Here is a 24,414-nt window from a genome sequence, read left to right as displayed (position 1 = left end):
CCGTTTTCGATACGAAAAATCGGACATCTGGGCCCGTTCCAACCGCAATTTCCGGGGCTCAGAGGACAGAAATTCGACGAGTTCGAGGCAATACCCCTCTCAGGCCGAAACCCACTTGCCCGGTACTGGCACCATGAGAGACGTGAGCAGACCACACGTTTCGCATGTTTACCGCGACCTGAAACCCCTCGAACAATCGGCAAAGCTTCGCAACGTCGCCTACGAAATCCGCGGACCCGTCACCGCCCACGCGGCCCGCCTCGAGTCAGAGGGCCATCGGATCCTCAAACTGAACATCGGCAACCCTGCCCAGTTCGGCTTCGAGGCCCCTGACGTCATCATGCGCGACATGATTCACGCTCTCCCCTACTCGCAGGGCTACAGCGATTCCCTGGGCGTCCTGTCGGCGCGCCGGGCGGTGGTGACCCGATACGAGCTGCTGCCCGACTTCCCCTTCTTCGACGTCGACGACGTGATCCTGGGCAACGGTGTCTCCGAGCTCATCACCATGACGATGCAGGCGCTGCTCGATGACGGCGACGAGGTCCTGATCCCGTCTCCGGACTATCCGCTGTGGACCGCGATGACCGCGCTGTCCGGCGGTAAGGCCGTCCACTACGCGTGCGACGAGGCCAACGGCTGGAACCCCGACATCGCCGACATCGAATCGAAGATCACCCCGCGCACCAAGGCCCTTCTGGTGATCAATCCCAACAACCCGACGGGCGCGGTCTACTCGCACGAGGTCCTCACCGAGATCGTCGAGTTGGCGCGCAAGCACTCATTGCTGATCCTGGCCGACGAGATCTACGACAAGATCCTCTACGACGAGGCCAAGCACATCAATATCGCCTCGCTCGCGCCGGACCTGCTCTGCCTCACCTTCAACGGGCTGTCCAAGGCATACCGCGTCTGTGGTTACCGCGCCGGCTGGGTCGCCATCACCGGGCCCAAGGATCACGCAAAGGGCTTCGTCGACGGCATGAAGATGCTCGCCTCGACCCGATTGTGCGCGAACGTGCCCGGCCAGCATGCAATCCAGGTGGCGCTCGGTGGCTACCAGAGCATCGACGCGCTGGTCCTTCCCGGCGGACGGCTACTCGAACAGCGCAATGTCACCTGGGAGAAGCTCAACGAGATCCCCGGCATCAGTTGCGTGAAGCCGATGGGCGCGCTCTACGCGTTCCCGAAGATCGACCCGGAAGTGCACGAGATCCATGACGACGAGAAGTTCGTCACCGATCTGCTCCTGCGCGAGAAGATCCTGGTGGTCCAGGGAACGGGCTTCAACTGGCCGAGTCCGGACCACTTCCGGGTCGTCACCCTGCCCTGGTCCCGCGACCTGGTCGACGCGATCGACCGCCTGGGCAACTTCCTGGCCAGTTACAAGCAGTAGCCCGCCAAGGCCCCACCCGGTTCAGCCATACCCACCAGCCACAACTGGTGGGTATGGCTATTTCTGGTGGGTTTCTGCAGGTCACGGGCTCTTGATTTATATGTGACTGCTGGTAACGTCTAATGCATCACGGCGAACTCAAAGGGGAGTTGATGACCGCTATCGATGATGAGACGTCCGCGTCGCCGATCTCATGGCGCCGGCAAGATGTTGTCCGCGACGGTGTCCGGCTGGCGGTTTTCGAGCTCGGCGAGTCCGCGTTCGACCGGCCGACCGTCGTTCTGGTGCACGGCTGGCCCGACACCCATCTCCTCTGGACGCAGGTCGCGCCAGAGCTGGCATCGCGCTATCACGTGGTCGCCTACGACACCCGCGGGTACGGCGAGAGTGACCGCCCGGATGGTGATGCGCCGTATCGGCTACCCGAACTCGCCGCGGACCTCTTTTCGGTCATCGATGCGGTGAGCCCCGACCGCCCGGTTCACGTTGTCGCCCACGACTGGGGTTCGGTGCAGACCTGGGAGGCCGTCACCACGCCCGATGCCGAGGAGCGGATCGCATCGTTCGTCTCGGTGTCCGGCCCCAACCTCGACCACCTCGGCCTGTGGGCGCACGAACGCCTGAGTCATCCGACTCCGAAGTCATTGGCACAGGGCATGTCCCAAGCCCTGTCGTCGGCATATACCGTCGTCTTCCAGCTACCGGTGGTGCCAAAGGTACTGTTCGGCATCGGTTTGCACGCCCCGGTCTGGCATCGGTTCCTGGCCGGCATCGAGGGCACCGATCCCGCGAACATGACCCTGGCACCCACATTCCGCGCCGACGCCATCTCCGGTCTGCGCTACTACCGCGCCAACATCCGTGACCGGATCGCCAATCCCGACCCACGCAGCACCAGGGTTCCGGTGTTCGAGGTGGTCAACACCCGGGACATCGCGCTACGCAAGGCCATCTTCGCGAACACCCACAAGTTCGCAGAACAGCTGTGGCGCAAAGACACTCCCACCGGACACTGGCTGCCCTACACCAATCCGGGATATCTGGCCGACGTCGCAACGCAATTCATCGAATCGATCCGGGGAGCAGAGATGTCGCCCGCCATCGCGCGAGCCCGCCAACAGGGCGACCATCGATCGATGAACGGCAAACTCGCAGTCATCACCGGGGCCGGCAGCGGCATCGGACGCGAAACCGCCTATCTCCTCGCCGAGAACGGCGCCGAGGTGGTCCTGGCCGACATCGACCTCGACGCCGCCCAGAAGACCGCCGCAAACATCGCCGCCACCGGCGGCATCGCACATGCCTATGCTCTCGACGTCGCCGACACCGACGCCTTCACCGAGTTCGGCGAGCGGATCACGAAGACCCACGGCATCGCGGACGTGATGATCAACAATGCCGGAATCGGCTTCGCCGGGCACGTTCTCGACGCCACCGACGAACAGATCCGACGTCTGGTCGACATCAACCTGATGGGTGTGATCACCGGCAGCCGGGTCTTCGGTCGCAAGATGGTCGAACGCGGCCTCGGCGGACACATCGTGAACCTGGCCTCAGCTGCGGCCTTCACCCCGCAGCACAGCATGGGCGGCTATGCCGCCACCAAAGCCGGGGTCCTGATGTTCTCCGAATCGCTGCGCGCCGAACTGGCCGAGCACCGCATCGGCGTGTCGGCGATCTGCCCGGGCATCGTCGACACCAACATCGTCGCGACCACCGAATTCGCAGGTGCTGCAGCCGATATCGAAAAGCAGTGGCAAGACAAGATGAGCGGACGCTACAAGCGGCGTGGCTACACCCCCGACCGCGTCGCGGCCGCGATCCTCGGGGCCATCACCGACAACAAGGCCGTGGTTCCGGTGACCATCGAAGCAAAGGTCGGCTACCGCATCTACCGCTTTGTTCCCGGGCTGTCACGCCGGCTCGCCCGCGCCAAGATCTTCTAGCGCCGACATCTTCGGGAGGACGAGATGTACAACTTCGATACGGGGCCGGTCGAACTCCACGCTCGCAACGTCGAGTTCGATTGGACAGACACACCGCTGCACTGGATTCCGGATCATCCGGTTCCGTCCAACGTGGTCAGCATGCTCAACCTGCTGCTCCCCGAAGGGGAACGCTGGTTTGTCCAGACGTACAACGAGGCCTTGCCGCTGGTGAGGGACGAGGAACTCGCCGCGGCGATGCGCGGGTTCATCGGCCAGGAGGCGATGCACGCCGAGACCCACGACCGGGTGCTGTGGGAATTCATGGAGGCGCGCGGCTTCGATCCCACCCCCTTCCAGAGGCAGATGGAGTGGGTGTTCCGCAAGGTACTCGGACCATCCCGGCACCCGGATGCCGATGTGCGGCACAAACATCTGATCGAGCGGCTCTGGTTGATCGCGGCCATCGAGCACTACACCGCCATCCTGGGCGACTTCTCCCTCAACAACACCTGGACCGAGTACAACGCCGACCCGGCGATGACGGATCTGTTCCGTTGGCACGGCGCCGAGGAGGTCGAGCACCGCGAAGTGGCCCATGACGTGGCCACCTACTTCGGTGACAGCTACCTCAAGCGCGGCCGGGCGATGCTGGCCGTGCTGCCTGCTCTGCTGTTCGTGATCCACCGGGGCACCCGGTTCCTGGCCGTCAATGATCCGACCGGCAAGATCGGCTACGCCAAGACGATGGTCGGATATTTCCGGGGCGCGCGCCGAGGTCTGCTACCCACCGTGCGGTCGATCATCCTGGCCACCTTCACCTACTTCAAACCGTCGTTCCGCCCCACGCAGGTCGGATCCACGGCACAGGCCGTCGCCTACCTCGCGTCGTCGCCGGCAGCAAGGGCCGCGCACAAATGAATCAGCATCACCTCGAGCACACCACCACCATGACCGCCGCGCCGCCACATCTGCGGGGCCGATACCGGCATGATCCCGCGATGCGAATTGCCGACGTCATCGGCAAGGTCTGGTTTCCGTTGTGGGGCAGGTTCACCCGCCTGAACATCCCCGATCAGACCGGTGGGGTCACCACCCTGGAGGTCGTCGGTCGCGAGGTCGTCGCCCACGACAACAACGTGGTCGCGCTGACCATGGCCGCACCTGATGGCGGTGAACTGATGCCCTGGTACGCCGGGGCACATCTGGACCTGCTCTTGCCGTCGGGCCGAATGCGGGAGTACTCCCTGTGTGGAGACCCTGCCGACCGCCATCGGTACCGCATCGCCGTCCGGCGGATCCCGGACGGCGGTGGCGGGTCGATCGAGGTCCATGACACCCTGCGCGTGGGCAGCACTGTCCGGATCAAGGGTCCGCGCAACGCATTTCCGCTTGCCGCACCCGGCCATGGTTCTCCGGCAAAGAACCTGCGATTCATCGCCGGCGGTATCGGGATCACTCCGATTCTGCCGATGCTCGGCGCGGCACAGCGTCTCGGGCTGGATTGGTCGATGGTCTACACCGGCCGCAGTGCCGATTCGCTGCCTTTCCTCTCGGAACTCGCCGAGTACGGCGACAGGGTCACGATCCGCACCGACGACCGTCACGGACTACCCGGTGCCACAGACCTGTTGGGGACGATGGAGCCCGGAACCGCCGTGTACTGCTGCGGTCCGCCGCCGATGCTCAACGCGATCCGCACCGAATTGCTCGGACGCAGCGACGTCGAGCTCCATTTCGAGCGGTTCAGTCCGCCCCCGGTGGAGGACGGGAGGCCGTTCACGGTCAGTCTCCGTTCGAGCGATCACCGGATACCGGTCAGTGCAACGGAGTCCGCTCTGGCCGCGATCCGGCGGGAGCTACCGTCGGTCCCCTATTCATGTCAGCAGGGTTTCTGCGGAACCTGCAAGGTGCGGGTACTCGAAGGCGCCGTCGAGCACCGCGACAACATCCTCACCGAACCCGAACGCGATGCCGGCGTGATGCTCACCTGCGTATCGCGCGCCGCAGGCGAGCACCTTCGGCTCGACCTCTAAAAGTCCAGACCCGATCCCAGCCCAGGAGACCCCCATGGCATCAGCCGAACGCCGACAGCCTGATCACACCGCCGCACCTGATCACACCGTGGCAATCATCGGCGCCGGTTTCGGTGGCCTCGCGGCCGGGATCAAGTTGCAGGAACGCGGTATCGACGACTACGTCATCTTCGACCGCAACAATGATGTCGGTGGCACGTGGCTCGCCAATCAGTATCCCGGTGTCGAGGTCGACATACCCTCGGTCACCTACTCGTACAAGTTCGCACTGAATCCCGACTGGTCGCAGGTCTTCGCCCCCGGTGCCGAGCTGCTGCAGTACGCCCGCGACATCGCCGAGCGCTACGGCATCCGCCGGCATATCCGGTTCGAAACCCCGGTAACCGCAGCCGACTTCGATGAGTCCACCGATCTGTGGACCATCACCACCGCTTCGGGCGACACGGTCACCGCGCGGTTCCTGATCTCCTGCCACGGCGCACTGTCGACCCCGGCCACCCCGGATCTACCCGGCCTGGAAAGCTTCTCGGGCAAAGTCCTGCGGTCGGCGTCGTGGGACCACGACTACGACCTGACCGGCAAGAAGGTCGCTGTCATCGGCACCGGCGCCACCGGGATCCAGATCATCCCCACCATCGCACCGCAGGTGGAGCACCTGACGGTCCTGCAACGGACCGCGATCTGGGTCCTGCCCAAGCCCAACGCGCCCGTACCCGGACTGGTGCGGGGCATCTACCGCCGCATTCCCAAACTTCAACTGCTGCCCCGCTTCCTGATCGACTCCACCTTCGAGATCGCCGAAACGGTCGGCGTCGTCTACAACAAACAACTACCGGCCATCACCCGTGGCGTCGAGAAGTTGTGTCTGCGACATCTGCGCGGCCAGGTGAAGGACGAACACCTGCGCGAGCAGCTCACCCCGCACTACGGCTACGCGTGCAAGCGTCCGTCGTTCTCCAACGACTACTTCCCCACGTTCAACCGGGACAACGTCGATCTGGAGACCGCACCGATCAGCCGGATCACCAGCACCGGAATCGAATTCGCCGATGGTCGCAACCTGGAGATCGACGCCCTGATCCTGGCGACCGGCTTCAAGATCTTCGACCTGCCCTACCAGATCAGCGGGATCGACGGCCAAGATCTGGCGACGACCTGGGAATCGGAACGGATGCACGCCTACGAGGGCATCACCGTTCCGGGCTTCCCCAACCTGTTCCTCGCTCCGGGACCGTACGGCGTCATCGGGTTCTCGTGGTTCGACACCATCGACCTGTGCGTCACCCATGCGGTGCAGGTGGTCGCCAAGGCCGTTGCGTCGGGTTCGTCGCGGGTCAGCGTCACCGACACGCAGACCGCCGACTTCGTGGAGAAGATGCGCAAGAAGGTGCGCAGCACGGTCTTTGCAAGTCCGCGCTGCGCCGGGTCGAATACGTACTACATCAACGCCCAGGGCGATTCGCCCTACCTCCGGCCGACCACCCGAATCGAGTCGGCACTCTCACTGCGCAAGGCCCTCAAGCACGGCTACGAATACTCGGCCTGAGTTCAGCGGGTCGCCGCATCCTCGGCCACCGTCTCCCCGTCCACTGCGTCCTCGTCCGGGACGACGTCGGCCACCACGGCGTCGCCGAGTTGCTTGCCGCGCAGCGTGAACCATGCGATCGGTGCCGCGAGCCCGGCGGCGGCGATCGCTGCGATGACCGATGTGTGCAACCCGTCGACAAACGCATCCTGGACGGTGAGCAGGATCTGCCGACCTGGCGCCCCGCCTACCTCCGACGCCACCTGAACGCCGGCCATCACCGAGTTCTGCGCTGCGTCAACGGCTTCCGGCGGCAGACCCACATTGTCGAGTTGTGTTCCGATCTCGGTGGTGTACATCGAGGCGAGGATCGAGCCGAGAACTGCCACACCGAGTGTTCCGCCGATCTCCCGCGTCACGTCGTTGACCGCCGATCCGGCGCCGGTCTGCTCCGGTGACAAGGAGTTCGTGATGATGTTGGTCGCCGGGCCCTGAACCAGCGCGAGTCCCATTGCCATCAAGCTCATCGACCAGATGATCAGGCCCCAGTACGACGCGTCCCGACCGGCCAGTAGGACCAGCGCAAACCCGCCTGCCATCGTGGCCGAGCCCAGCGCCGCGACCCGGCCGGGACCGAGGCGCCGCGCCAAGATCATTGCCAGCGGCGAGAAGACCGCCATCACCACCGCGAAGGGCAGTGTGTGAAGGCCGGCCGACAGGGGGCCGTATCCCTTGACCGCCTGGAAGTACTGGGTGATCAGGAAGATGAATCCGAACAGGCTGAAGAACGCCACCGCGATCAGACCCGAAGCGACCGAGAAGTGCCTGTTGGCGAAGAGCCGGACATTGAGGATCGGGTGCGTCGCCCGCAGCTCCCGGAGCACGAACAGCGCGAGAATGACTGCCGCGCCGATGAATCCGACAATCGTGGTGACTGACCCCCAGCCGTGGTTCGGACCTTCGATGACGGTGTACACCAGCAGCGACACACCGGCGATGGACGTGAATGCGCCGACTGCGTCGAAGGGGCCCGGCTGCGCCTTGCCGCCGCTCGGCACCGCGAGCGCGACACCGATGAGCACCGCCGCCGCGATCGGCAGATTGACCCAGAAGACCGAGGACCAGGAGTAATGCTCGAGCAGCCAGCCACCGAGCACGGGCCCGATCGCCACCGCGATGCCGGAGGTACCGGCCCAGATCCCGACCGCGATCGCGCGTTCCTTGAGGTCGGGGAACAGTCCGATCAGCAGCGACAATGTCGCCGGGAACACCATCGCGGCGAACAGTCCGAGACCGGCCCGGGTGGCGATGAGCTGGCCCAGGGTCTCCGATGTGGCAGCAACGACCGACACCGCGGCAAACCCGAGCACACCGATCACCAGCAGTCGACGGCGGCCGAAGCGGTCGGCGAAGTGGCCCGCGGTCAGCAGCAGACCCGCAAAGGTCAACGTGTACGCGTCGACGACCCACTGCAGACCGGAGTTGTCGGCGGAGAGGTCACGGCTCAGGGTCGGCAGTGCCACGTTGACGATCGTGTTGTCGATCATCACCAACAGCACCGCGCCACAGAGGGCAACAAGTGCCCACCAACGCTTGTCGGTTGCCGGCGAGGTCGCCGGCTCAACCAAGGTTCGGTCACTCATCGGAAGCTCCTCGAGTAGAAGGTTGATCTATTGTTGTAGGACACTGTTCTACTCAAGAAGAACACTGTGCTACAAAGGTGTCAAGGGTTTTTCCAGAACCGCTGTGAAAGGATCGACGTCGTGGCTGTCAGACCATCGGGACCGGCAACAAGAACTCCGGCCGGTGACGTGCGCAAATTGCTCCTCGCCGCGGCGTTGCGCGTCCTCGATGAACACGGCGAAAAAGGGTTGACGGTTCGGGCGGTGGCGACCGAGGCCGGTGTTGCACCCATGGGCGTCTACAACCATTTCGACGGCAAGGCCGGCCTGATGACCGCAGTGGTCACCGAAGGGTTCACGCGGCTACGCGCAATGGTCGGCGGTACAGCCGATTCCGACCCGCGAGCCCGGCTCCGCAATTCCGGGATCGCATACCGCGACTTCGCCCTGCAGTCGCCCACGCTGTACCGGCTGATGTTCTCCGGCCAATGCAGGCCGGAAGGTGATCTCGCGGACACCGCGCTGTATGCGCTGACCGAGATCGTTCGGCACGGCCAGGCCGCGGGGACCATCCGGGCCGGCGATCCGATGATCCTGACGTTGCAGATCTGGGCCTGCGTGCACGGCGCCGTCAGCCTCGAGCTCGACAGTCGTGAGTTCGACGGCGGCGGGCCTGCCGGCAGCAACTCGCATTGGCCCATCGTCTACGAACAGACCCTTGACCTGATCGGCCGGGGCGTCGCGCCCTAGCCGTAATGGCCAGAACCGTCAGGGCAGCACGATCGGGGGCTGCCCAGGGATCGGATTGGGAATCGTGTTCTGCCTCGGGCGTGGTGGGGTGGCACGCCGCGTGGTCGGCGGCGGCGGCGGTGGTGGCGGCGCGGTGTAGACGACGATCGGGCCGAGCGCGGCCGCCGTGTCGATCGGCGGGACCACGGACGCCGACCGCGGGGTGGACGGCTTCGTCGAGGTGGTTGCCGGCGCCTTGGTGGTGGTTGTGGCGCTCTCGCTCGTGGCCGGTGGCGTCAGGTAGCGCTGGGACTCCAGGCCGGTGGTGTCCTCCCGCCACGGACCGACGGCCGCGGTGATCCCGCCGGCCACGATCACCGCAGCGATTGTTGCCGCGCCCGCCATCACCAGTCGATTCTGTTTGCGTCGACGCTCCGCTGCCCGCGCATCGAACACCGGGGCCGGCTCGGTGACCGGTCCGGGAAAGGGTTCGGGCAGCGGGTCCGGGAGCGGATCGGAGGTCGTCACGGGTTCCGTCGCCTGCACGGGCATCGGTGTCGGCTCGCTCCGCGTTTTCGGAACATAAACCGGGGACGGGGCTGTGACCGCGGTCGTGGGCGGCACCGCAGTCGTGGGCGGCACCGCGACGGGGGTGAGGTCGCGCTGCGCTGCCGAATGTGAATGCTTGCCCTCGCGGGCCGGTTCCGGCGTCGTGAGCATCGGCAGTACCGGCACCTGTCCATCGAAAGCCTGTGACAGCTCGGCAAGCAGACCCGGCCATTCGACGTGTTGGGACATCACAACCACTGCACTGATCGGGATCGGCGACGCCAACGACACCGACCGGGCCACACTGGTCGCCCGGACCGCCGACGGATTCAGGGCCTCTTCCACATCTGCCCGGTTGACCCGGAGCAGGCCGACGTCCTGCTCGCCCATCACGAAGACGGCCTCGGAGTTGCCCAGCAGCGCCCTCGCCTGCGCCATCAATCCGACCAGCTCACGGGCCCATTCGGTGGTTGTGGGGATCGCGGTCTTGCCGGTGCGCACCAGGTGGTCGGCCATCGCACGATCGAAGGATGCCGAGTGCAGGGTGTTGTCGTTGAGTTCGATGAGGCATTGGCCGGTCTCGGCATCCACGGCCGCGCCGCGCAGACCGCCGTCGTCGAGGTCGATCAGCACAAATGCCGGCCCGAGTACGCCCAGGGTGGAGGTCAGCATCTCCCGGATATCCGCGAAGACCGCCGCGTCCAGCCAGACCACCCGGCCAGGTGCCAACGCCTCTCCCGGATCGTGATCCACCACTGCCCCCCGCCGTGACCGACACACCTTTGCGAACGTTGTCGGTCGCCATTCTGCCCCGAGTCACTGTCACTGTCGCCTTCGGGACCGGCCACTGTGCGCTATGTGGTCAGATCAGCTGACGGCATCTGCCGTGTGACTCGAGTCATTCGAACCACGGAACATTGTTGCACCGGACGCCGCCATCGGTCGGCGATTGCCCCGAACACCCCGCGTTTCGCTCCGCTAAACTCAGCCCTCGACCTTGTCCTGAACGAATCCAGCATGCAGCCGATCGAAGGCGATGGGATGACCGAATACCGGATCGACGACCTGGCGCGAGCCGCGGGAACCACCACCCGCAATGTCCGCGGCTATCAGGATCGTGGGCTGCTCCCCCGGCCCGACCGGCGTGGTCGGGTCGCGATCTACTCCGACAATCACCTCGCCCGGCTGAAGGTGATCAACGACCTTCTGCAGCGCGGATTCACCATCCGGCACATCGGTGACTTCCTGCACGGGATGCAACGCGGCGACGACCTGGCCGATGTCCTCGGCCTCCGTGAGGTGATCACCGAACCGTGGTCCAAGGCGCACACCGAGGCCATCTCCGCCGAAGCTCTCAAGGCATTGCTCAACTCCGGCAACCCAACTCACTACGACAAGCTGATCGAGTACGGGCTCATCGAGCGCACCGACGACGGCTATACCCTGCTGGACCGCGAAACGGTGCGGGCTTTCGGCAGGCTCACAAAACTGGGGCTGTCCCTGGCGATGCTGCTCGAGGTGCACGGCCGTGTGGAGGCTGACATGGCCCAGGTCGCCTCGACCCTGATCTCCGCCGGACGAACCGTCATGGCCGAACAACACGGCGACGGATGGATTCCGAAGACTGATTCCGAATCGGAGTGGGCCGTCGAACTGCTGCGCGAAATGCGCCAGGCCGGAACGATTTCCGCCCACAATGCGCTCGACCGCGCACTGGACCGCGACCTGGCCCAGCAACTCGACGACTACCTCGCGGGTCGGGGATCTACTGCTGGGTGAAGTTGAGGTACGCCTTCGACGGGGTCGGGCCGCGTTGTCCCTGGTACTTGGATCCGGCGGCGGCACTGCCGTAAGGAGATTCGGCCGGACTGGACAACTTGATCAGACACAGCTGGCCGATCTTCATCCCCGGCCACAGCGTGATCGGCAGGTTCGCGACGTTCGACAGCTCCAGCGTGATGTGACCGGTGAAGCCGGGGTCGATGAAACCCGCGGTGGAGTGGGTCAACAGGCCCAGTCGACCCAGTGACGACTTGCCTTCGAGGCGACCGGCGAGGTCGTCGGGCAGGGTGCAGACCTCGAGCGTCGACCCTAGGACGAACTCGCCGGGATGCAGCACAAACGGCTCACCCTCGGTTCGCTCGACCAGCGTCGTCAGGTCGTCCTGCCGTTGCGCCGGGTCGATGTGGGTGTACCGGGTGTTGTTGAAGACCCGGAAGAGACCATCGAGCCGGACGTCGATGCTGGACGGCTGTACCAGCGTCGGGTCGAACGGTTCGATGGCCAACCGGCCGTCGGCTATCTGGGCACGGATATCGCGGTCGGAGAGCAGCACAGGACGAGATTAGCCGCTCCTGGCGTCAGCTCCATGTTGTGCCCGCGGGTTCGCCGATCGTGACATTGATGCGATTGAAGAGGTTGATGGTCGCGATCGTCAGCACGATGCCGGCCATCGCCTTCTCGTCGAAGATGTCCGCGGCTTCATCCCAGATCTCGTCCGAAACCGCCTTACCAGGCGAATCGGCGAGCCGCGTCGCTGCCTCGGTCAGGTTCAGGGCGGCCCGCTCGGCGTCGGTGAAGAAGGGCGATTCCCGCCAGACCGCGACCGTGTCGATGCGCTCATCGGATTCTCCTTCTTTACGCAGTGCTGCGACGTGGCCATAAACACAGGCCGCACAGCCGTTGATCTGGCTGGCGCGAAGCATGATGAGTTCGCGCAACGTGGCGGAGACGCCACCTTGGTCGATCGCACCGAGCAGATGCGGAACAGCCTTGGCTGCCTGCGGCAGGATGGTGGCTGGGTTGGTCATACGTGCAGACATTTCGGCTCCTCGGATCGGCCCGGCCGGTGCGCATGTCACATCGGCGGTGTCGGGCGGTTCATGGCTCTGACACCCGAGGGAAGGGAAATGTGACCGATGGACACCAACGATTTTCTGCTCACCGAGTTCGAGGCCAATCGCGGACACCTACGCGCAGTCGCCTATCGGATGCTGGGGTCGCTGCCCGAGGCCGAGGACGCGGTGCAGGAGACCTGGCTGAAGGTCGCGGCGGCCGACACCGATGACATCGCCAATATCGGCGGCTGGTTCACCACCGTCACGTCGCGGGTGTGCCTGAACATGTTGAGGTCGAGGCGGACTCGCCGCGAGGAATCGCTGGACATCGTGCGCGTACCCGATCCGATTGTGGCTCCGCTCAATCCGACCGGGGACCCTGAGGCCCAGGCCGTGCTGGCCGATTCGGTGAGTGTCGCTCTTCTTGTCGTCTTGGAGACACTGACGCCGGGTGAGCGGTTGGCGTTTGTTCTGCATGACCTGTTTGCGATGCCGTTCGAGGAGGTCGCGCCGATCGTCGACAAGACGCCCAGCGCAGCCAGGAAGCTCGCCAGCCGCGCGCGGGCTCGCGTGCAGGGCGCGACGCCGCGGTCGCCGGAACATTCGGAACAGCGACGGGTGGTCGAGACGTTTCTCGCCGCGTCCCGGGGCGGTGACCTCGATGCGCTCATGGCCGTCCTCGACCCGGACATCGTCCTGCGTAACGACCATGCAGCCGACAAGGCCCCGATGGAGTTGGTCGGTGTGGAGAAGGTTGCCCGCGGAGCGATCCTCTACCGGGCCGCGAACGCACGCAGCCAACTGGTCCGCGTGAACGGCGGTTTCGGCGTGCTTTCGTTCGCCGGCGACGAGGTGTCCGCGATCGCATCGTTCACCGTCGCCAACGGCCGCGTACGCGCGATGAACATCGTCTCCGACCCGCAGCGGATCGCCCGGATGGATTTCTCGGGCATCGTCTGACGCTCTTCCGGATCCCACTAGAACGGAGCCCGCGGCGTCTTCCTCTCCGGTTCTTCTCGAAGTCTGCGGTTGCGTAGACGTTCTTGTTGACGGCGTGCGTGTTTGGCTGCAGTCCGTGATTGCAGGCGCGTTGGTGACAGCGATGGTGATGACCGGGGCGAACCACGCTGGCTGTCGAAGACGATGAGCCTGAGCGTCGGGAACAAATCGTCGCCGGTCCAGCCCGGGCCGTGGTAGTGGTGACCTTCCGGGGTGGTGAAGATCAGCCGGGGCCGTCCGGTCGCGGGGTCGGGGTACTGGTCGTCAAGCCAGTCGCTGTAGGTCTTGAGCAAATGGTGAAAACGGCACAGCGTCTTCATCTCTGATGGATGGGTGCAGCCACCGGCGTCGGGGTCGTTGTGGTTGTACTCGCAGGTGTGGTCCAGGTCCGCCCCCCAGGCTTTGTGCTCACAGCCGGGCCACATGCAGTACACATCCCGGATCCGGAGATAACTGTCGAGGACGACCGACGGCCGGTACTGATCGCCGGGTTGGGTGGCCGGCAGTGGAATCACCTGCGGGAAAGGCGCTGTGACGATGCCGCCCGCGGCTGCTGGGTTCTGCGGTCGGCGCATGTACACCTTCGGCCGCTTCGGTTCTGGTGTCTCCTCGGGCTGCTCAGGTTCCGGTTGCACTGGTTCGGGTTGAGGCTCGGGTTGCACGGGAGCGGGTGCAGGTTTGTTGCCCATGGGCCGCTGGACCGTTTCCGGGCGGGCAGCAATGTCACGAACGTGATCGCTGGAGATGACACCGTGTCCGTCCATGAAGCCTGGATTCTCGGCGCGACCGTCGACGGTGGCCTGATCGGTGATCACGTGCATCACGATCTTCACGTCCACACCAGAAATGACCTGACCGGCAGGGACGGTGACGATCTCGGCAGTGCAGGGGTGTTTTGGGTCGTTCGGGCATTCGCAGCGGAACTCGCGGCCCATCACCGTGGCAAACAAGGCGTCGGCCAGTCGGTCAGACTTTTTCCGCGGATCGGCCCTACACGTCGACATCGCCAGCTTCTCCAGCCGTGCCATGATCATCGCCAATTCCTCGGCGGAGGAATGCGCATCCATCACCGCCATCCCATGGTCGGCGTTGTTCGCCCACACCCCGCGATTGTTCTTCGCGTCCTCACGAGCCTTGCGAACCAGATCCGGATCACGCCGAAAGATGATGGTATCGACCATGTCCCGCAACCGGCTCTTCGACCACGCCCCCCGCCGTCGCAGCGCCTCGGCGATCGCCTGATCGATCTCGGCCCGATGTACCGACCCGTCGATCAGCTCGGTCCGAGTAATGATGTCCGGAATATACTCCGCGGCAACGTGTCCCGCCTTCAACACAGCGTTGACCTGTGGCAGACGGTCCCGCAGCGCCACCCCACGCTTGATCTGCAACTCAGCGGCATGCTGGGTGATGCCCTCCGCCGCAGACAACCTCGCCGCGCACTGCGCGAACGGATCGAAGACCCGCATCTCCGCCTCGGTACCCGCGGTCGGTTCGACCAACAACCGGTGCAACACCGCCGCGGTCTCATATCGCTTCCACGCCACCCGCGCCTCGATCGCCCGAGTACCCTCGGCGCCGCGGAGGATCTCGTTCGGACGCAGCAGAAACCCCGAGCCGGTATCTACGGCCCCATCTGCTGCATCACCCGCCCTATCGAACATGCATTCGACACTACAGAAGCCCTCCGACAAACTCCGGCGAAAGCAAATTTCGTCAACGGAGCCGGGCGACCAGGTGCACTGCGGGGAAGCGATGGTGGGTGTCCGGGCGGTTGATCGTCCGCCACAGTTCCTCGAATCCGGCGTCCGACAGCGCCTGGGAGAGCCGGTCCGGATGCCAACGCCATGCCGGCGCAACGGCGTGATCGAACTCCGTGATCGCACCGACCGTGTCGGTCGTCTGGCCGGCGACCGCAACCAGTGCCCCGGGATCCATCCTCACCGCCCACCGGGCCAACACATCCGGCACCTCAGCGGGCGGTACGTGAATCAGACTGAACCGCGCCATGATTGCGGCGATCTTGACACCGCCCAGCTCGGTGGACGCAAGTCGCGCATCATCTTGAACGAACTGAAGGTCGGGGTGATAACGACGAGCGATCGTCAGCATCTCCCGGCTCGGATCGACACCGATCACGTCCGACCCCCGGCTCGCGAGGTCCGCGGCGACCTGACCCAGCCCGCAGCCCACGTCGAGCACGGCCCCCTGGACGCGGCCTTCGTGCACCAGGTCGGCAAACGCGGCGACCACGTGACGTTCAAGTGATGTCACATACGGATCGGGGAAGGTCTGCGCGTACAGGTCGGCAAGTGCGTCGTATCCAGGCTGGGTCACCCCCGGATTGTTCCAAAACCGAGCGCGCCACGTGCGCTGCCCGAGACGCCTGTTAATATCGCTCTCGCGGCCAAAACCGCACGCCGATGTAGTTCAATGGTAGAACGGCAGCTTCCCAAGCTGCATACGCGGGTTCGATTCCCGTCATCGGCTCCATCAGAACTCCCAGGCCAGGTCAGACCCGGTCAGCTCAGCGACTCAGCTCGCCTCAGCGAACACCCGGTGCTCAGGAACCGCTTCGGATTCGAAGATGTTGGCGTCGATGAGGCTTTCGGCTTCCGCCTCGGGAATCGACAAGACCAACGACAGCTCGGTGACCACCGGGCCGCGCGCCGAGCGGAGCATTGCCTTCTCGCCTACCGAAAGATGACTCTTGCGCTCGCGACGGGCCAGATCCCGGACGACCTCTGCGGCGACAAAGAGGTCACCGCGTCGGAGCTTCTCTTGATTCTCTTTGAACCGCCGCGTCCACGAGTCCTGCTCGTCACCGGTGGGCGCGCGCAGCACCTCGAGCAGTCGCGAGAGTCCGGCGGCGTCGCACAGCGGCCGGACGCCGAGCTCTTCGGCCTGCAGCGCCGGCAGGTCGATGGTGAGGTCGGAGTGATGAATGGTGAGCCGCAGATACTCCGTCGGCACCATACGGATTGGGCGACTGTAGATCTCGGAGACCGTGGCGGGGCCGTGGTGCGGGTGGACAACAACTTGACCGGTTGAGAACTGCATACTGATGTGATCCTTCTGACGTGCTGGCGTCGCGCTCAACCGCAAGCAGCACCCAGGGCGCACACACCCTCTGCTTGACGGTCATCACATCGCATGACCAGAACAACGGGTGCTCGGCCAAGCAACGCGACCACGGGACACTGCGCTCATATCGATGGGCACATCGGAGCCCGCGAGCCGACAGTCCCATTATCCTCCTGCAATCACGGAATGACGGGGTGAGTTTGCTCACGCTCCCGCACCCGCGCTCGCCGCGCATCGAGATATCCAGCGCTACAGCGTAATGCGTCGAGATCACCTCCACATTCCGCGAATGCCGAAGCCTGGCAGAGGATGTCGAGCAAACGGCACCGAAGGACCGTTCCGGCCGCAGTCTTTGGGGGCAGAGTTCGGCGAGGCTAGAGTCTCGACCATGGCAGATGAGCTCGTTACCCAGAAGAACAGTTCGATCAGTGCGTGGTGGCAGAACCAAACCGTCCGCGCCGGCCGCTCCGCCGACGCAGTACGAGCCGAGAAGGCTGCAAAGCGGAAGCTGAAGGCCCACCAACCCGAAGGTGGGGTGTACGGGGCACACTGCCTCGGGCGTCACAACCCTTCCGCACCGTGGCCGTGCGATCTGGTCCGCGGCCTGGACAGCCCCGGATTTCGTAGTCGTTAGCCTTTCCGGCGGCCGTTAGGTTGTCGCCAACCAATTCGGACCGAGCCGAGACCCTCGACCACCTCTCCGCTGAATGGAGTTGCAACCCTTGGCGACTGTCACCGGCGGCCGCCGCACCCAACTCGGTTGGGGAACAAGTGACGTTCGCGTTGTATTGCTGAGGCTCACAACGATTCCGAGCTGATCTACGTCTCGGCACGATCTGCAGGTACAACAGGCAAACTGGTCCACGGACCTGGGACACCGGTCGGCGGGTTATCCTTCGACAGACGAAGGGAAGCGCATTGAATCTCGAGGAGTTCCGCCAGATCATCCAGAGCTCGGGTCCAGATGACTGGCAGGTGATCAAGCATCAGGGACCGAGTTACCACAACTGGTTCGACGGTGCAGCGACTCCGGACGGTTACCGCATCGAGGTCAACAGCCACTACGCGACCGCCTCGTACAAGCCCAACATCAACATCACGATCGCCTGGGGCATGGGGCTGGACTTCGAACACGCCGGAGACGCGAGCCACGCTCGCATCTTCGAGTGGTCAAAGATCTTCTCCGACAAGACGGTCAATCTTTGTTTCGCCGACTTCTTCTGGTGCGGCGCACTCGTCGACCGGTTCAACTATGTGGTCGCCGATGGTGGTCGCGCGGTACTGCCCTGGGCCATGGAGATCCGCGGCCTGGTCACCACCCAGCACGAACACGACACGGCAAAACTCATCCACCACCTCGGCGACCACGTCGAGGGTTTCGAAGAGTACTTCCGCCGAGTCGGTTTCACCATCGAGCGTTAGTCCAACGCTTCGGCAAAACGCATCACGTCGATGATCAGATCGGCCTGATCCCGGAAGGCTTCGATCCGCACCGCGTTGGTCTCGTCCGGGCCGGCGGCCCAGGCGCGCGCCGCGGCCTCATCCATTCCGAAGCTCACGTGTCGCTGCACCAAACGCTCCAGGCGGATCTCGCGTGGCGCTTCGACGAACCAGATCTCGTCGAGGAGCGAACGCAACTGCCTCCACGGCGGGTCGGAGTCGAGCAGGTAATTGCCCTCGGTGATGACCACCGGAACCGCAGCGGGGACCGCAATGGACCCCGCAATCGACTCCTCGACTCCGCGGACGTAGTCGGGGGCATAGACCACCGGCTCGTCGGCCGCGCGCAGGCGTTTGATCAGGTGGAGGTAGCCGAACCCGTCGAAGGTGTCGATCGAGCCCTTGCGGTCGTCCGAACCCAGTCGGACGAGTTCGGAGTTCGACAGATGAAATCCGTCCATCGGGACGACCACCGCATCGCCGCCCAACCGGTCCGCCACCGCGGCCGATACCGTGCTCTTCCCGCTGCCGGGGGCGCCGGTCACACCGACGAGTACGCGGTCGTCTCGTCGCCGGAGCGCCTCCAGACGTTCGACCAGTTCACCGGGCGCAGTGATCACGTCGCTACCTCTCGTCTATTACCGAAGCCGATTATCGGGCATTCGCTCGGTCGACGTTCACACTGGGTGATCAACGGAAACCAGCACCTATCACCGCAGAAGCGCCATAGAAGACGCAGAACTCTGCAACACTGAGAACTCCAGAATCGGCACGCACACTGGCCACTTCCGTATCTGCGTCCGGCGCGAGGAGCCCTCATGCATGCATTCCGCTCGGTCACGATCGGCACATCCGTGGTCGCACTCGTTGCCGGCGGACTCGTCGCACTCGCGTCCCCCGCCATGGCGCAGCCGTGTGGAAATGCCGGTAGTGGGAGCAGCGGAAGCAGCATCTTCGGCAGCAGTGGTGGGCAACCACCAAAGGGACCGCAAGGCGCACTCCCGGTCGTCGCCGGCCCCAACACGACTGCCGTCGAATGGGTCACCGGCCCCCGCAGCAAGAACAACACATACGACCGCTTCGCCATCTCCGGCACCGACCTCGGGATCAGCTGGGACAACGGATCCGGACAGATCCTGATGGCGTTCGGTGACACATTCGGGAACTGCTCGATCGCCGGGCAGCAGTGGCGACACAACGTCCTGCTCCGCTCCGATGACAGAGACCTCTCGGACGGGATCACGGTCTCGAGCGCCGTTGCGGGCGAACTGATCCCCTCGCTCGGCGCGAACCATATCGAGATCACCACCATCCCCACGGCCGCGATCTCCATCGGGAACACCCAATACATCAACTACATGTCGGTACGGGCGTGGGGCGATCCCGGACAATGGGCCACCAACTTCTCGGCGATCGCGGTCTCGCACAACAACGGTCAGACCTGGGCCGTCGACGGCAACACCATTCGCGTCAACGCCGACGTCACCATCCCCGGGATCGGGCAAGTCCGCCAGGACAACAGCAAGTTCCAGATGAACGCCTACACCAAGGGCAACGACGGTTACATCTACCAGTACGGGACACCCAACGGCCGGCTCGGCTCCGCTTATCTCGCAAGGTTTCTGCCGCAGAACATCCTCGATGTGAGCAAGTACGAGTACTACACCAACAACGCCGCCCAGCGCTGGTCGAGGACGTTCGGGAATCTGCAAAGCGTTGCACCACAACCGATCAGCGAACTGTCGGTGGCCTGGAACGACCACCTCCAGCGGTACGTGATGCTGCACACCAGCGATCGCGCCGGCGGGCTCGTCATGCGAACGGCCGAGAAGCCCGAAGGACCTTGGAGTGGACCGAAATTGCTGGCTCCGGCCAAGGGACTCGGCGGCATCTACGCGCCTTACATCCACCCCTTGTCGTCGGGGAAGTACCTTTACTACACCGCATCGGTGTGGAAGCACTACAACGTGATGCTGCTGCGCACCGATCTCGACCAGATCTGACCGGCGCTAACGGCCTTGTGCCAACACGGGCAGAGACTCGTCGCGCCGCAGGGAGAAGAAGTAGGGCGGCGCCCCGCGCTGGTCCATCAGTCCGATCACCACGTCGTCGCTGATCTTGCGAAAAACGTCGTTGATGGGATGCGCGTCGTAGACCATCGTCGCCGAACCGACACCGCCGTACACGGTGGTCCGCAGCCGCGCCTTGGGTTTCTTGGTCCCCATCACCGGACGCGAGGCGATCACCAGGCCGGACAGCGACCGTCCCTCCAACGACGGCAACGGCGCATGCTTGAGCAGGTTGAACGGCAGGCGGCGCGGGTCGAGCGCCCACAGCGCCTGCCCGTCGGCAGTCGGGAACAGCAACGGATGCACCGTTTCGGCGTCGACGAACTGTTTGCCCCACCAACCGCTGGCGGCGAGCATCCCGTCCATCCAGTGACCCGTTCGCACCTCCGCGCCGCGCCAGGTTCCGATCATGAAGTCCGGTTCCACAGGCGCGGCCTCGTCGAAGACGGCCTGGGCCTGCTCGGTGGTGGCCTGCTGGTCGGCAACGACGTTCTCTGCGATCGACATTCCGACAATCTAGCCAGCCGCAGCGCTTCGGCCAACCCCTCCGGCCGATTGTCGCTGTCTGCACGTGGCCGGGAGAGCGCCGGGTACGCTGGATTTTGTCCGATTCGGAGAACCGAAAGGGGCGATCATGGAACTCTTCCTGGTCATCGCCGTCATCGCTGTGATCGTGGGCTTCGTTGCCGTGACCCGTAACCAGGGTTCCGTACGCCGCCGCAACGAAGAGTCGTCTTTGGCCGATGCCAAAGCCGATGCCCGCCAGGCCATCGAAAGACTCGGCGGCCAGGTCTACAGCCTCATCGGCTCCAACGAACCGGCCAAATCGGCCCTGGCCGATGCCTCGGAACGGTTCAACGCGGCCGGCTCCCAGATCGAGCAGGCCACCACCCCCAAACAGGCACTCCTCGCGAAGCAAACCGCCTTGGAGGGCCTCTACTACGTTCGCGCCGCAAGGCTGGCCATGGACATGGATCCCGGACCCGAGATCCCGACACTCGAGGGCCAGAAGTCCTCGGGCGCCGTCAGCGAGGACCGCGACATCGAGTTCGAGGGCCGGCACATCGCGGCCTCACCGAAGCCCTCCGACAAGACGCCGAATTACTACCCGGGCGGACGTGTCGCGGGACGTCCGGTGCCCGCCGGGTGGTACTCCGAGCCGTGGTGGAAGCCGGCACTGGTGGCCGGCGCCTGGGGCCTGGGTTCAGTACTCCTGTTCAACGCGATGTTCTCCGGTATGGCCGGGGTCAACTACGACGCCAACGCCTTCGAAAGCGGTGCTGGCGAGGGCTACCAAGAGGGTCTCGACTCGGGGGAAGGTGACGTCGGTGGTGATCAAGGCGGGGATATCGGCGGTGATCAAGGCGGAGACTTCGGTGGTGACCAGGGTGGCGACCTCGGTGGCGGGGACTTCGGTGGCGGAGACTTCGGTGGTGGCGACTTCGGCGGCTTCTGAGTCAGCCGAAGATCGACGTCAACGCCGGCGCCACATCGTGATGATCGCGGATCAGGCGGCATCGGCCCCGGCCGATCGTCGCCAGGTCACGACCCAGGTCGACATCGTCTTCACCTGAGGTGTCGAGCAGCACGTCCAGGCGCGGCAGTCGCGCCGCGACGCCCCGCGGGTCAGGGCCCGCGTTGTGGACGCAGTCGCTGAGCAGCAGCACCCGCGCATCCGCCGGCGGCACCCCGGCCAGTTCCTGCGCCGCGACCTCGAGGGCAAACGCGACGTTGGTCAGCCCCTGGGTCGGCAACGTCAGCAACTGGTCCAGCACGGTCTGGGCACCGACCCGCTCCCCCAGCCGGACCAGGATCGCGGCATCCGACCAAAAGGCCACCACCGCAACGTCATCCCGCGCGAGTTCACCGACCATCGCACCGACCGTCGCTGCCGCGGTCCGTACCTGCTCGCCTTTCGTGGACCCCGAGATGTCGACAACCAGAACAATCGAACGCCGGTTGCGGACCCGTTCGCGAACCAGGATGTCGTCGTCGGTGGGCAACGGGTTACCCGCGATCGCAACCAACGTCGCATCCAGATCGATCTCATCGGTGCCGCCGCGCCAGCGCATCGTGGTCAGCGTGCCGGCACTGGCCCGACGGGCGCGACGCTGCCTCATCGGCTGTGCCAACGCCAACCGCCGAGCGATCTGTTGGGCCCGCCGCCGACCGATCTCGTCGACGACCGCATCGGTACGCGAGTCCACCAGATCGCCCTCGTCCTCGGTGGCACCGGGCGCCGACGAACCGGGCAACTGCATCGGCTTGCCGCGCTCGGTTCCCTTGGGGATCAACGTGAATCCGCCACCCCCGGCCGAAGGTTTGAGCAGCGCGGGCTCTTCGTCGAGAACCTTGGGTTTACGACGCAGCGGCTTCATGTGCGCGCGATCCTTGCCGTGGCCGCTCTTCGACCGGCGCGACAGGGGACCATCGGCCGCGACTGCTCTTCAACCCGGCTCGGCGGCCGCCGGAATCAGGACGAAGTGGTCCTGCCAGATCTCGCGCAACACCGCTTCGGGCGTCTCGAAGGCGGTGTCGTCGAGGTGGATTCGCCCCGACAACGCCACCAGCATCGCGTCGAGCATCGTGTTGGTGTAGTCCTCCGGCAGGCCGCGCGGTGGTTCGACCGAGTCCGCCGCGGGCAGCGTGATCCCACGCATCTGGGCCAGTTCGGCGGCCAGCAGCGCAACGTCGATGGCGCCACGCACACTGCTCCCCTGGCGGATGTCGTCGCGTTCACGGGTGGCCCTGGTGACCGCAACGGCATCGGCCACCACCCGAGCCGAATCGACGCCGGTTCGGCGCTTGACGATTTCACGTTCGGCTGCCGCGTCCTGATAGGTCACCACCAGTCGGCACATCCGGTCATGCACGGACGTTGACAACCGGGTGGTGCCGATGTTGTCGTACGGGTTCATCGATGCCACCACCCGGAACGTGGGAAGCGCCTTCACACTGCCCACCCGAGGGATCGTGATCACCCGTTCCGCCATCGCCGTGAGCAATGTGTTGAGCGTGTCCTCGGGGGCCCGGTTGAACTCCTCGATGTAGAGGAACCCGCCCGTCCGCATCGCCTCGATCAACGGCCCCTCGACGAAGTTGTCCGCCGAATAGTCCTCGCGAAGGACCCGCGCAGGATTGTGATGTCCCACAAGCCGACTCGGGGTCAGGTCGGCGTTGCCCTCCACGAACACCAGCGGGATGTCCCACTCCGCGGTGATGGTGCCGAGCAGTGTCGACTTCGATGTCCCGGGCGGACCTTCGAGCATCAGGTCCCGTCCGGCCGATACCGCCGCCAGCAACAGATCGACCTCGCGCTCGCGTCCCACCACCCGCTCGGCGATCCTGGCCCGGATCGCGGCGGTTGCGGACACATCTACGAGAGCTCTTGTCATGCCATCAATCTAAGGTCGACGAGCACCTACGACAAGGGACGCTGTACGCAGCCGGCGGCCATCGCTTTCGCGCCACGTTGGTGAGACCATGGCACACAGCCATACAGACCGGGGGAATGTCATGGAACACGCGACGATCGACAAGGGCGGCAGACCCGCAACCACCAGTGCGAGCAAACTGGCCACGGCCGCACGGGAACTGTTCATCAGTCAGGGTTTCGAGCGCACCAGCGTCGAGGACATCGCCGCCGCGGTGGGCGTCAGCCGCCGGACATTCTTCCGCTACTTCCCCACCAAAGCCGATGTGCTCTGGCTCGAATCGGATGCCGAGATCGACCGGCTCAATGCGTACCTCGCCGCCGACGAAGGCATTTATCCGCCACGTCAGGTGCTCGAATCCGCAATCGTTGCAGCCCTGATGTTTCGCCCTGCCGACGAGCGATGGGCGAGGTACCGCGCCCAACTCGTCCTCACCGTTCCATCGGTCCACACCCAGGCCGCCCGGATGTACCACCGGATCCACGAGTCGGTGATCGCATTCCTCGCGCGCCGCGGCATCTGGCTCGCGGACGAGATGGCCGCCCTGACTTTCGCGCACGCGACAACCGCGGCCATCATGGCCGCGCATGAGTATTGGATAACGCACCCGGAGACAACACTCCCCGAATGCCTTCATTCGACGATCCAACTGCTGGTTCCCGAAGACCCCGGCACGGAATGGATCGCATCGCGCCTTCCGGCCACCGAGGCGTCGATCGGGATGTCCCGAGAGCCCGCGATTCACTCCGGGTGGTGACCGGCAGATCCG

Annotated in this window: 24 protein-coding genes and 1 tRNA gene; 14 read left to right on the top strand and 11 right to left on the bottom strand. The window is 64.8% G+C overall.

Annotated elements, in window-relative coordinates; translation table 11 throughout:
- Positions 1 to 142 precede the first annotated feature (142 nt).
- The 5 genes from AC51GR_RS00810 (at position 143) to AC51GR_RS00790 (ending at position 6,903) form a co-directional block, all read left to right on the top strand.
- Positions 143 to 1,396 (top strand): pyridoxal phosphate-dependent aminotransferase, encoded by a 1,254-nt coding sequence (locus AC51GR_RS00810; protein ID WP_496322728.1) that lies wholly within the window; start codon positions 143 to 145, stop codon positions 1,394 to 1,396.
- Positions 1,397 to 1,548: 152 nt separating this feature from the next.
- Entirely contained in the window at positions 1,549 to 3,342 is a 1,794-nt protein-coding gene (locus tag AC51GR_RS00805; protein WP_496322727.1) for an SDR family oxidoreductase, read from the top strand.
- Positions 3,343 to 3,366: 24 nt separating this feature from the next.
- Positions 3,367 to 4,242 (top strand): metal-dependent hydrolase, encoded by an 876-nt coding sequence (locus AC51GR_RS00800; RefSeq protein WP_496322726.1) that lies wholly within the window; start codon positions 3,367 to 3,369, stop codon positions 4,240 to 4,242.
- Positions 4,239 to 5,357, top strand: a complete 1,119-nt coding sequence (locus AC51GR_RS00795) for a PDR/VanB family oxidoreductase (RefSeq protein WP_496322725.1) — start codon at positions 4,239 to 4,241, stop codon at positions 5,355 to 5,357. Before AC51GR_RS00800 ends, AC51GR_RS00795 begins: the two co-directional genes overlap by 4 nt.
- A 34-nt stretch (positions 5,358 to 5,391) precedes the next feature.
- Positions 5,392 to 6,903, top strand: coding sequence for a flavin-containing monooxygenase (locus AC51GR_RS00790; RefSeq protein ID WP_496322724.1), 1,512 nt, complete (start codon positions 5,392 to 5,394; stop codon positions 6,901 to 6,903).
- Between the two features lie 2 nt (positions 6,904 to 6,905).
- Here the strand turns inward: AC51GR_RS00790 and AC51GR_RS00785 are convergent, their stop codons facing one another.
- On the bottom strand, positions 6,906 to 8,525 hold the full coding sequence (locus AC51GR_RS00785) for a DHA2 family efflux MFS transporter permease subunit (protein ID WP_496322723.1): 1,620 nt from the start codon (positions 8,523 to 8,525) through the stop codon (positions 6,906 to 6,908).
- Positions 8,526 to 8,645: 120 nt separating this feature from the next.
- On the opposite strand from AC51GR_RS00785, the gene AC51GR_RS00780 reads away from it, so the two are divergent.
- Positions 8,646 to 9,254, top strand: a complete 609-nt coding sequence (locus AC51GR_RS00780; RefSeq protein WP_496322722.1) for a TetR/AcrR family transcriptional regulator — start codon at positions 8,646 to 8,648, stop codon at positions 9,252 to 9,254.
- Positions 9,255 to 9,272: 18 nt separating this feature from the next.
- Here the strand turns inward: AC51GR_RS00780 and AC51GR_RS00775 are convergent, their stop codons facing one another.
- Positions 9,273 to 10,535: a hypothetical protein gene (locus tag AC51GR_RS00775; protein ID WP_496322721.1), complete on the bottom strand. Its 1,263-nt coding sequence runs from the start codon at positions 10,533 to 10,535 to the stop codon at positions 9,273 to 9,275.
- Between the two features lie 288 nt (positions 10,536 to 10,823).
- On the opposite strand from AC51GR_RS00775, the gene AC51GR_RS00770 reads away from it, so the two are divergent.
- On the top strand, positions 10,824 to 11,561 hold the full coding sequence (locus AC51GR_RS00770) for a MerR family transcriptional regulator (protein WP_496323333.1): 738 nt from the start codon (positions 10,824 to 10,826) through the stop codon (positions 11,559 to 11,561).
- Here the strand turns inward: AC51GR_RS00770 and dcd are convergent.
- Together dcd and AC51GR_RS00760 are read right to left on the bottom strand one after the other, a co-directional pair.
- Entirely contained in the window at positions 11,548 to 12,117 is a 570-nt protein-coding gene (gene dcd, locus AC51GR_RS00765; protein WP_496322720.1) for a dCTP deaminase, read from the bottom strand. The two genes, AC51GR_RS00770 and dcd, sit on opposite strands and share 14 nt — an antisense overlap.
- Before the next feature lie 25 nt (positions 12,118 to 12,142).
- The gene (locus AC51GR_RS00760; protein WP_496322719.1) at positions 12,143 to 12,604 is read right to left on the bottom strand and encodes a carboxymuconolactone decarboxylase family protein; all 462 of its coding nucleotides are present in this window, start codon (positions 12,602 to 12,604) and stop codon (positions 12,143 to 12,145) included.
- Positions 12,605 to 12,700: 96 nt separating this feature from the next.
- On the opposite strand from AC51GR_RS00760, the gene AC51GR_RS00755 reads away from it, so the two are divergent.
- Complete coding sequence (locus AC51GR_RS00755; RefSeq protein ID WP_496322718.1) at positions 12,701 to 13,579, top strand: sigma-70 family RNA polymerase sigma factor; 879 nt, start codon at positions 12,701 to 12,703, stop codon at positions 13,577 to 13,579.
- Positions 13,580 to 13,596: 17 nt separating this feature from the next.
- Here the strand turns inward: AC51GR_RS00755 and AC51GR_RS00750 are convergent, their stop codons facing one another.
- Both AC51GR_RS00750 and AC51GR_RS00745 read right to left on the bottom strand, forming a co-directional pair.
- On the bottom strand, positions 13,597 to 15,282 hold the full coding sequence (locus tag AC51GR_RS00750) for an HNH endonuclease signature motif containing protein (protein WP_496322717.1): 1,686 nt from the start codon (positions 15,280 to 15,282) through the stop codon (positions 13,597 to 13,599).
- Positions 15,283 to 15,334: 52 nt separating this feature from the next.
- On the bottom strand, positions 15,335 to 15,955 hold the full coding sequence (locus AC51GR_RS00745; RefSeq protein WP_496322716.1) for a class I SAM-dependent methyltransferase: 621 nt from the start codon (positions 15,953 to 15,955) through the stop codon (positions 15,335 to 15,337).
- Positions 15,956 to 16,037: 82 nt separating this feature from the next.
- Between AC51GR_RS00745 and AC51GR_RS00740 the strand changes: the two genes are divergently transcribed.
- Positions 16,038 to 16,111 (top strand) — tRNA-Gly (locus AC51GR_RS00740).
- A gap of 42 nt (positions 16,112 to 16,153) precedes the next feature.
- Here AC51GR_RS00740 and AC51GR_RS00735 read toward each other — a convergent pair.
- On the bottom strand, positions 16,154 to 16,678 hold the full coding sequence (locus AC51GR_RS00735) for a CarD family transcriptional regulator (RefSeq protein WP_496322715.1): 525 nt from the start codon (positions 16,676 to 16,678) through the stop codon (positions 16,154 to 16,156).
- 412 nt (positions 16,679 to 17,090) lie between these two features.
- Here AC51GR_RS00735 and AC51GR_RS00730 point away from each other — a divergent pair, with 412 nt between their 5' ends.
- Together AC51GR_RS00730 and AC51GR_RS00725 are read left to right on the top strand one after the other, a co-directional pair.
- A complete protein-coding gene (locus AC51GR_RS00730; protein WP_496322714.1) occupies positions 17,091 to 17,336 on the top strand; it encodes a hypothetical protein in 246 nt (81 codons plus the stop codon).
- 284 nt (positions 17,337 to 17,620) lie between these two features.
- Positions 17,621 to 18,124, top strand: a complete 504-nt coding sequence (locus tag AC51GR_RS00725; RefSeq protein WP_496322713.1) for a hypothetical protein — start codon at positions 17,621 to 17,623, stop codon at positions 18,122 to 18,124.
- On the opposite strand, the gene AC51GR_RS00720 is transcribed toward AC51GR_RS00725, so the two are convergent.
- The gene (locus AC51GR_RS00720) at positions 18,121 to 18,762 is read right to left on the bottom strand and encodes a nucleoside/nucleotide kinase family protein (protein ID WP_496322712.1); all 642 of its coding nucleotides are present in this window, start codon (positions 18,760 to 18,762) and stop codon (positions 18,121 to 18,123) included. The two genes, AC51GR_RS00725 and AC51GR_RS00720, sit on opposite strands and share 4 nt — an antisense overlap.
- A 198-nt stretch (positions 18,763 to 18,960) precedes the next feature.
- Here AC51GR_RS00720 and AC51GR_RS00715 point away from each other — a divergent pair, with 198 nt between their 5' ends.
- The gene (locus tag AC51GR_RS00715; protein ID WP_496322711.1) at positions 18,961 to 20,145 is read left to right on the top strand and encodes a glycoside hydrolase family 183 protein; all 1,185 of its coding nucleotides are present in this window, start codon (positions 18,961 to 18,963) and stop codon (positions 20,143 to 20,145) included.
- 6 nt (positions 20,146 to 20,151) lie between these two features.
- Here the strand turns inward: AC51GR_RS00715 and AC51GR_RS00710 are convergent, their stop codons facing one another.
- Positions 20,152 to 20,718: a DUF4334 domain-containing protein gene (locus AC51GR_RS00710; protein WP_496322710.1), complete on the bottom strand. Its 567-nt coding sequence runs from the start codon at positions 20,716 to 20,718 to the stop codon at positions 20,152 to 20,154.
- Between the two features lie 127 nt (positions 20,719 to 20,845).
- On the opposite strand from AC51GR_RS00710, the gene AC51GR_RS00705 reads away from it, so the two are divergent.
- Positions 20,846 to 21,667: a DUF1542 domain-containing protein gene (locus AC51GR_RS00705; RefSeq protein WP_496322709.1), complete on the top strand. Its 822-nt coding sequence runs from the start codon at positions 20,846 to 20,848 to the stop codon at positions 21,665 to 21,667.
- Between the two features lies 1 nt (position 21,668).
- Here the strand turns inward: AC51GR_RS00705 and AC51GR_RS00700 are convergent, their stop codons facing one another.
- The gene (locus AC51GR_RS00700; protein ID WP_496322708.1) at positions 21,669 to 22,589 is read right to left on the bottom strand and encodes a vWA domain-containing protein; all 921 of its coding nucleotides are present in this window, start codon (positions 22,587 to 22,589) and stop codon (positions 21,669 to 21,671) included.
- 69 nt (positions 22,590 to 22,658) lie between these two features.
- Complete coding sequence (locus AC51GR_RS00695; protein WP_496322707.1) at positions 22,659 to 23,606, bottom strand: AAA family ATPase; 948 nt, start codon at positions 23,604 to 23,606, stop codon at positions 22,659 to 22,661.
- A gap of 121 nt (positions 23,607 to 23,727) precedes the next feature.
- Between AC51GR_RS00695 and AC51GR_RS00690 the strand changes: the two genes are divergently transcribed.
- Positions 23,728 to 24,402, top strand: coding sequence for an acyl-CoA-like ligand-binding transcription factor (locus tag AC51GR_RS00690; RefSeq protein ID WP_496322706.1), 675 nt, complete (start codon positions 23,728 to 23,730; stop codon positions 24,400 to 24,402).
- The last annotated feature ends 12 nt before the right edge of the window (positions 24,403 to 24,414 follow it).

Source organism: Williamsia sp. z71, assembly GCF_059553375.1.
This window is presented reverse-complemented; position numbering and strand designations above follow the sequence as displayed.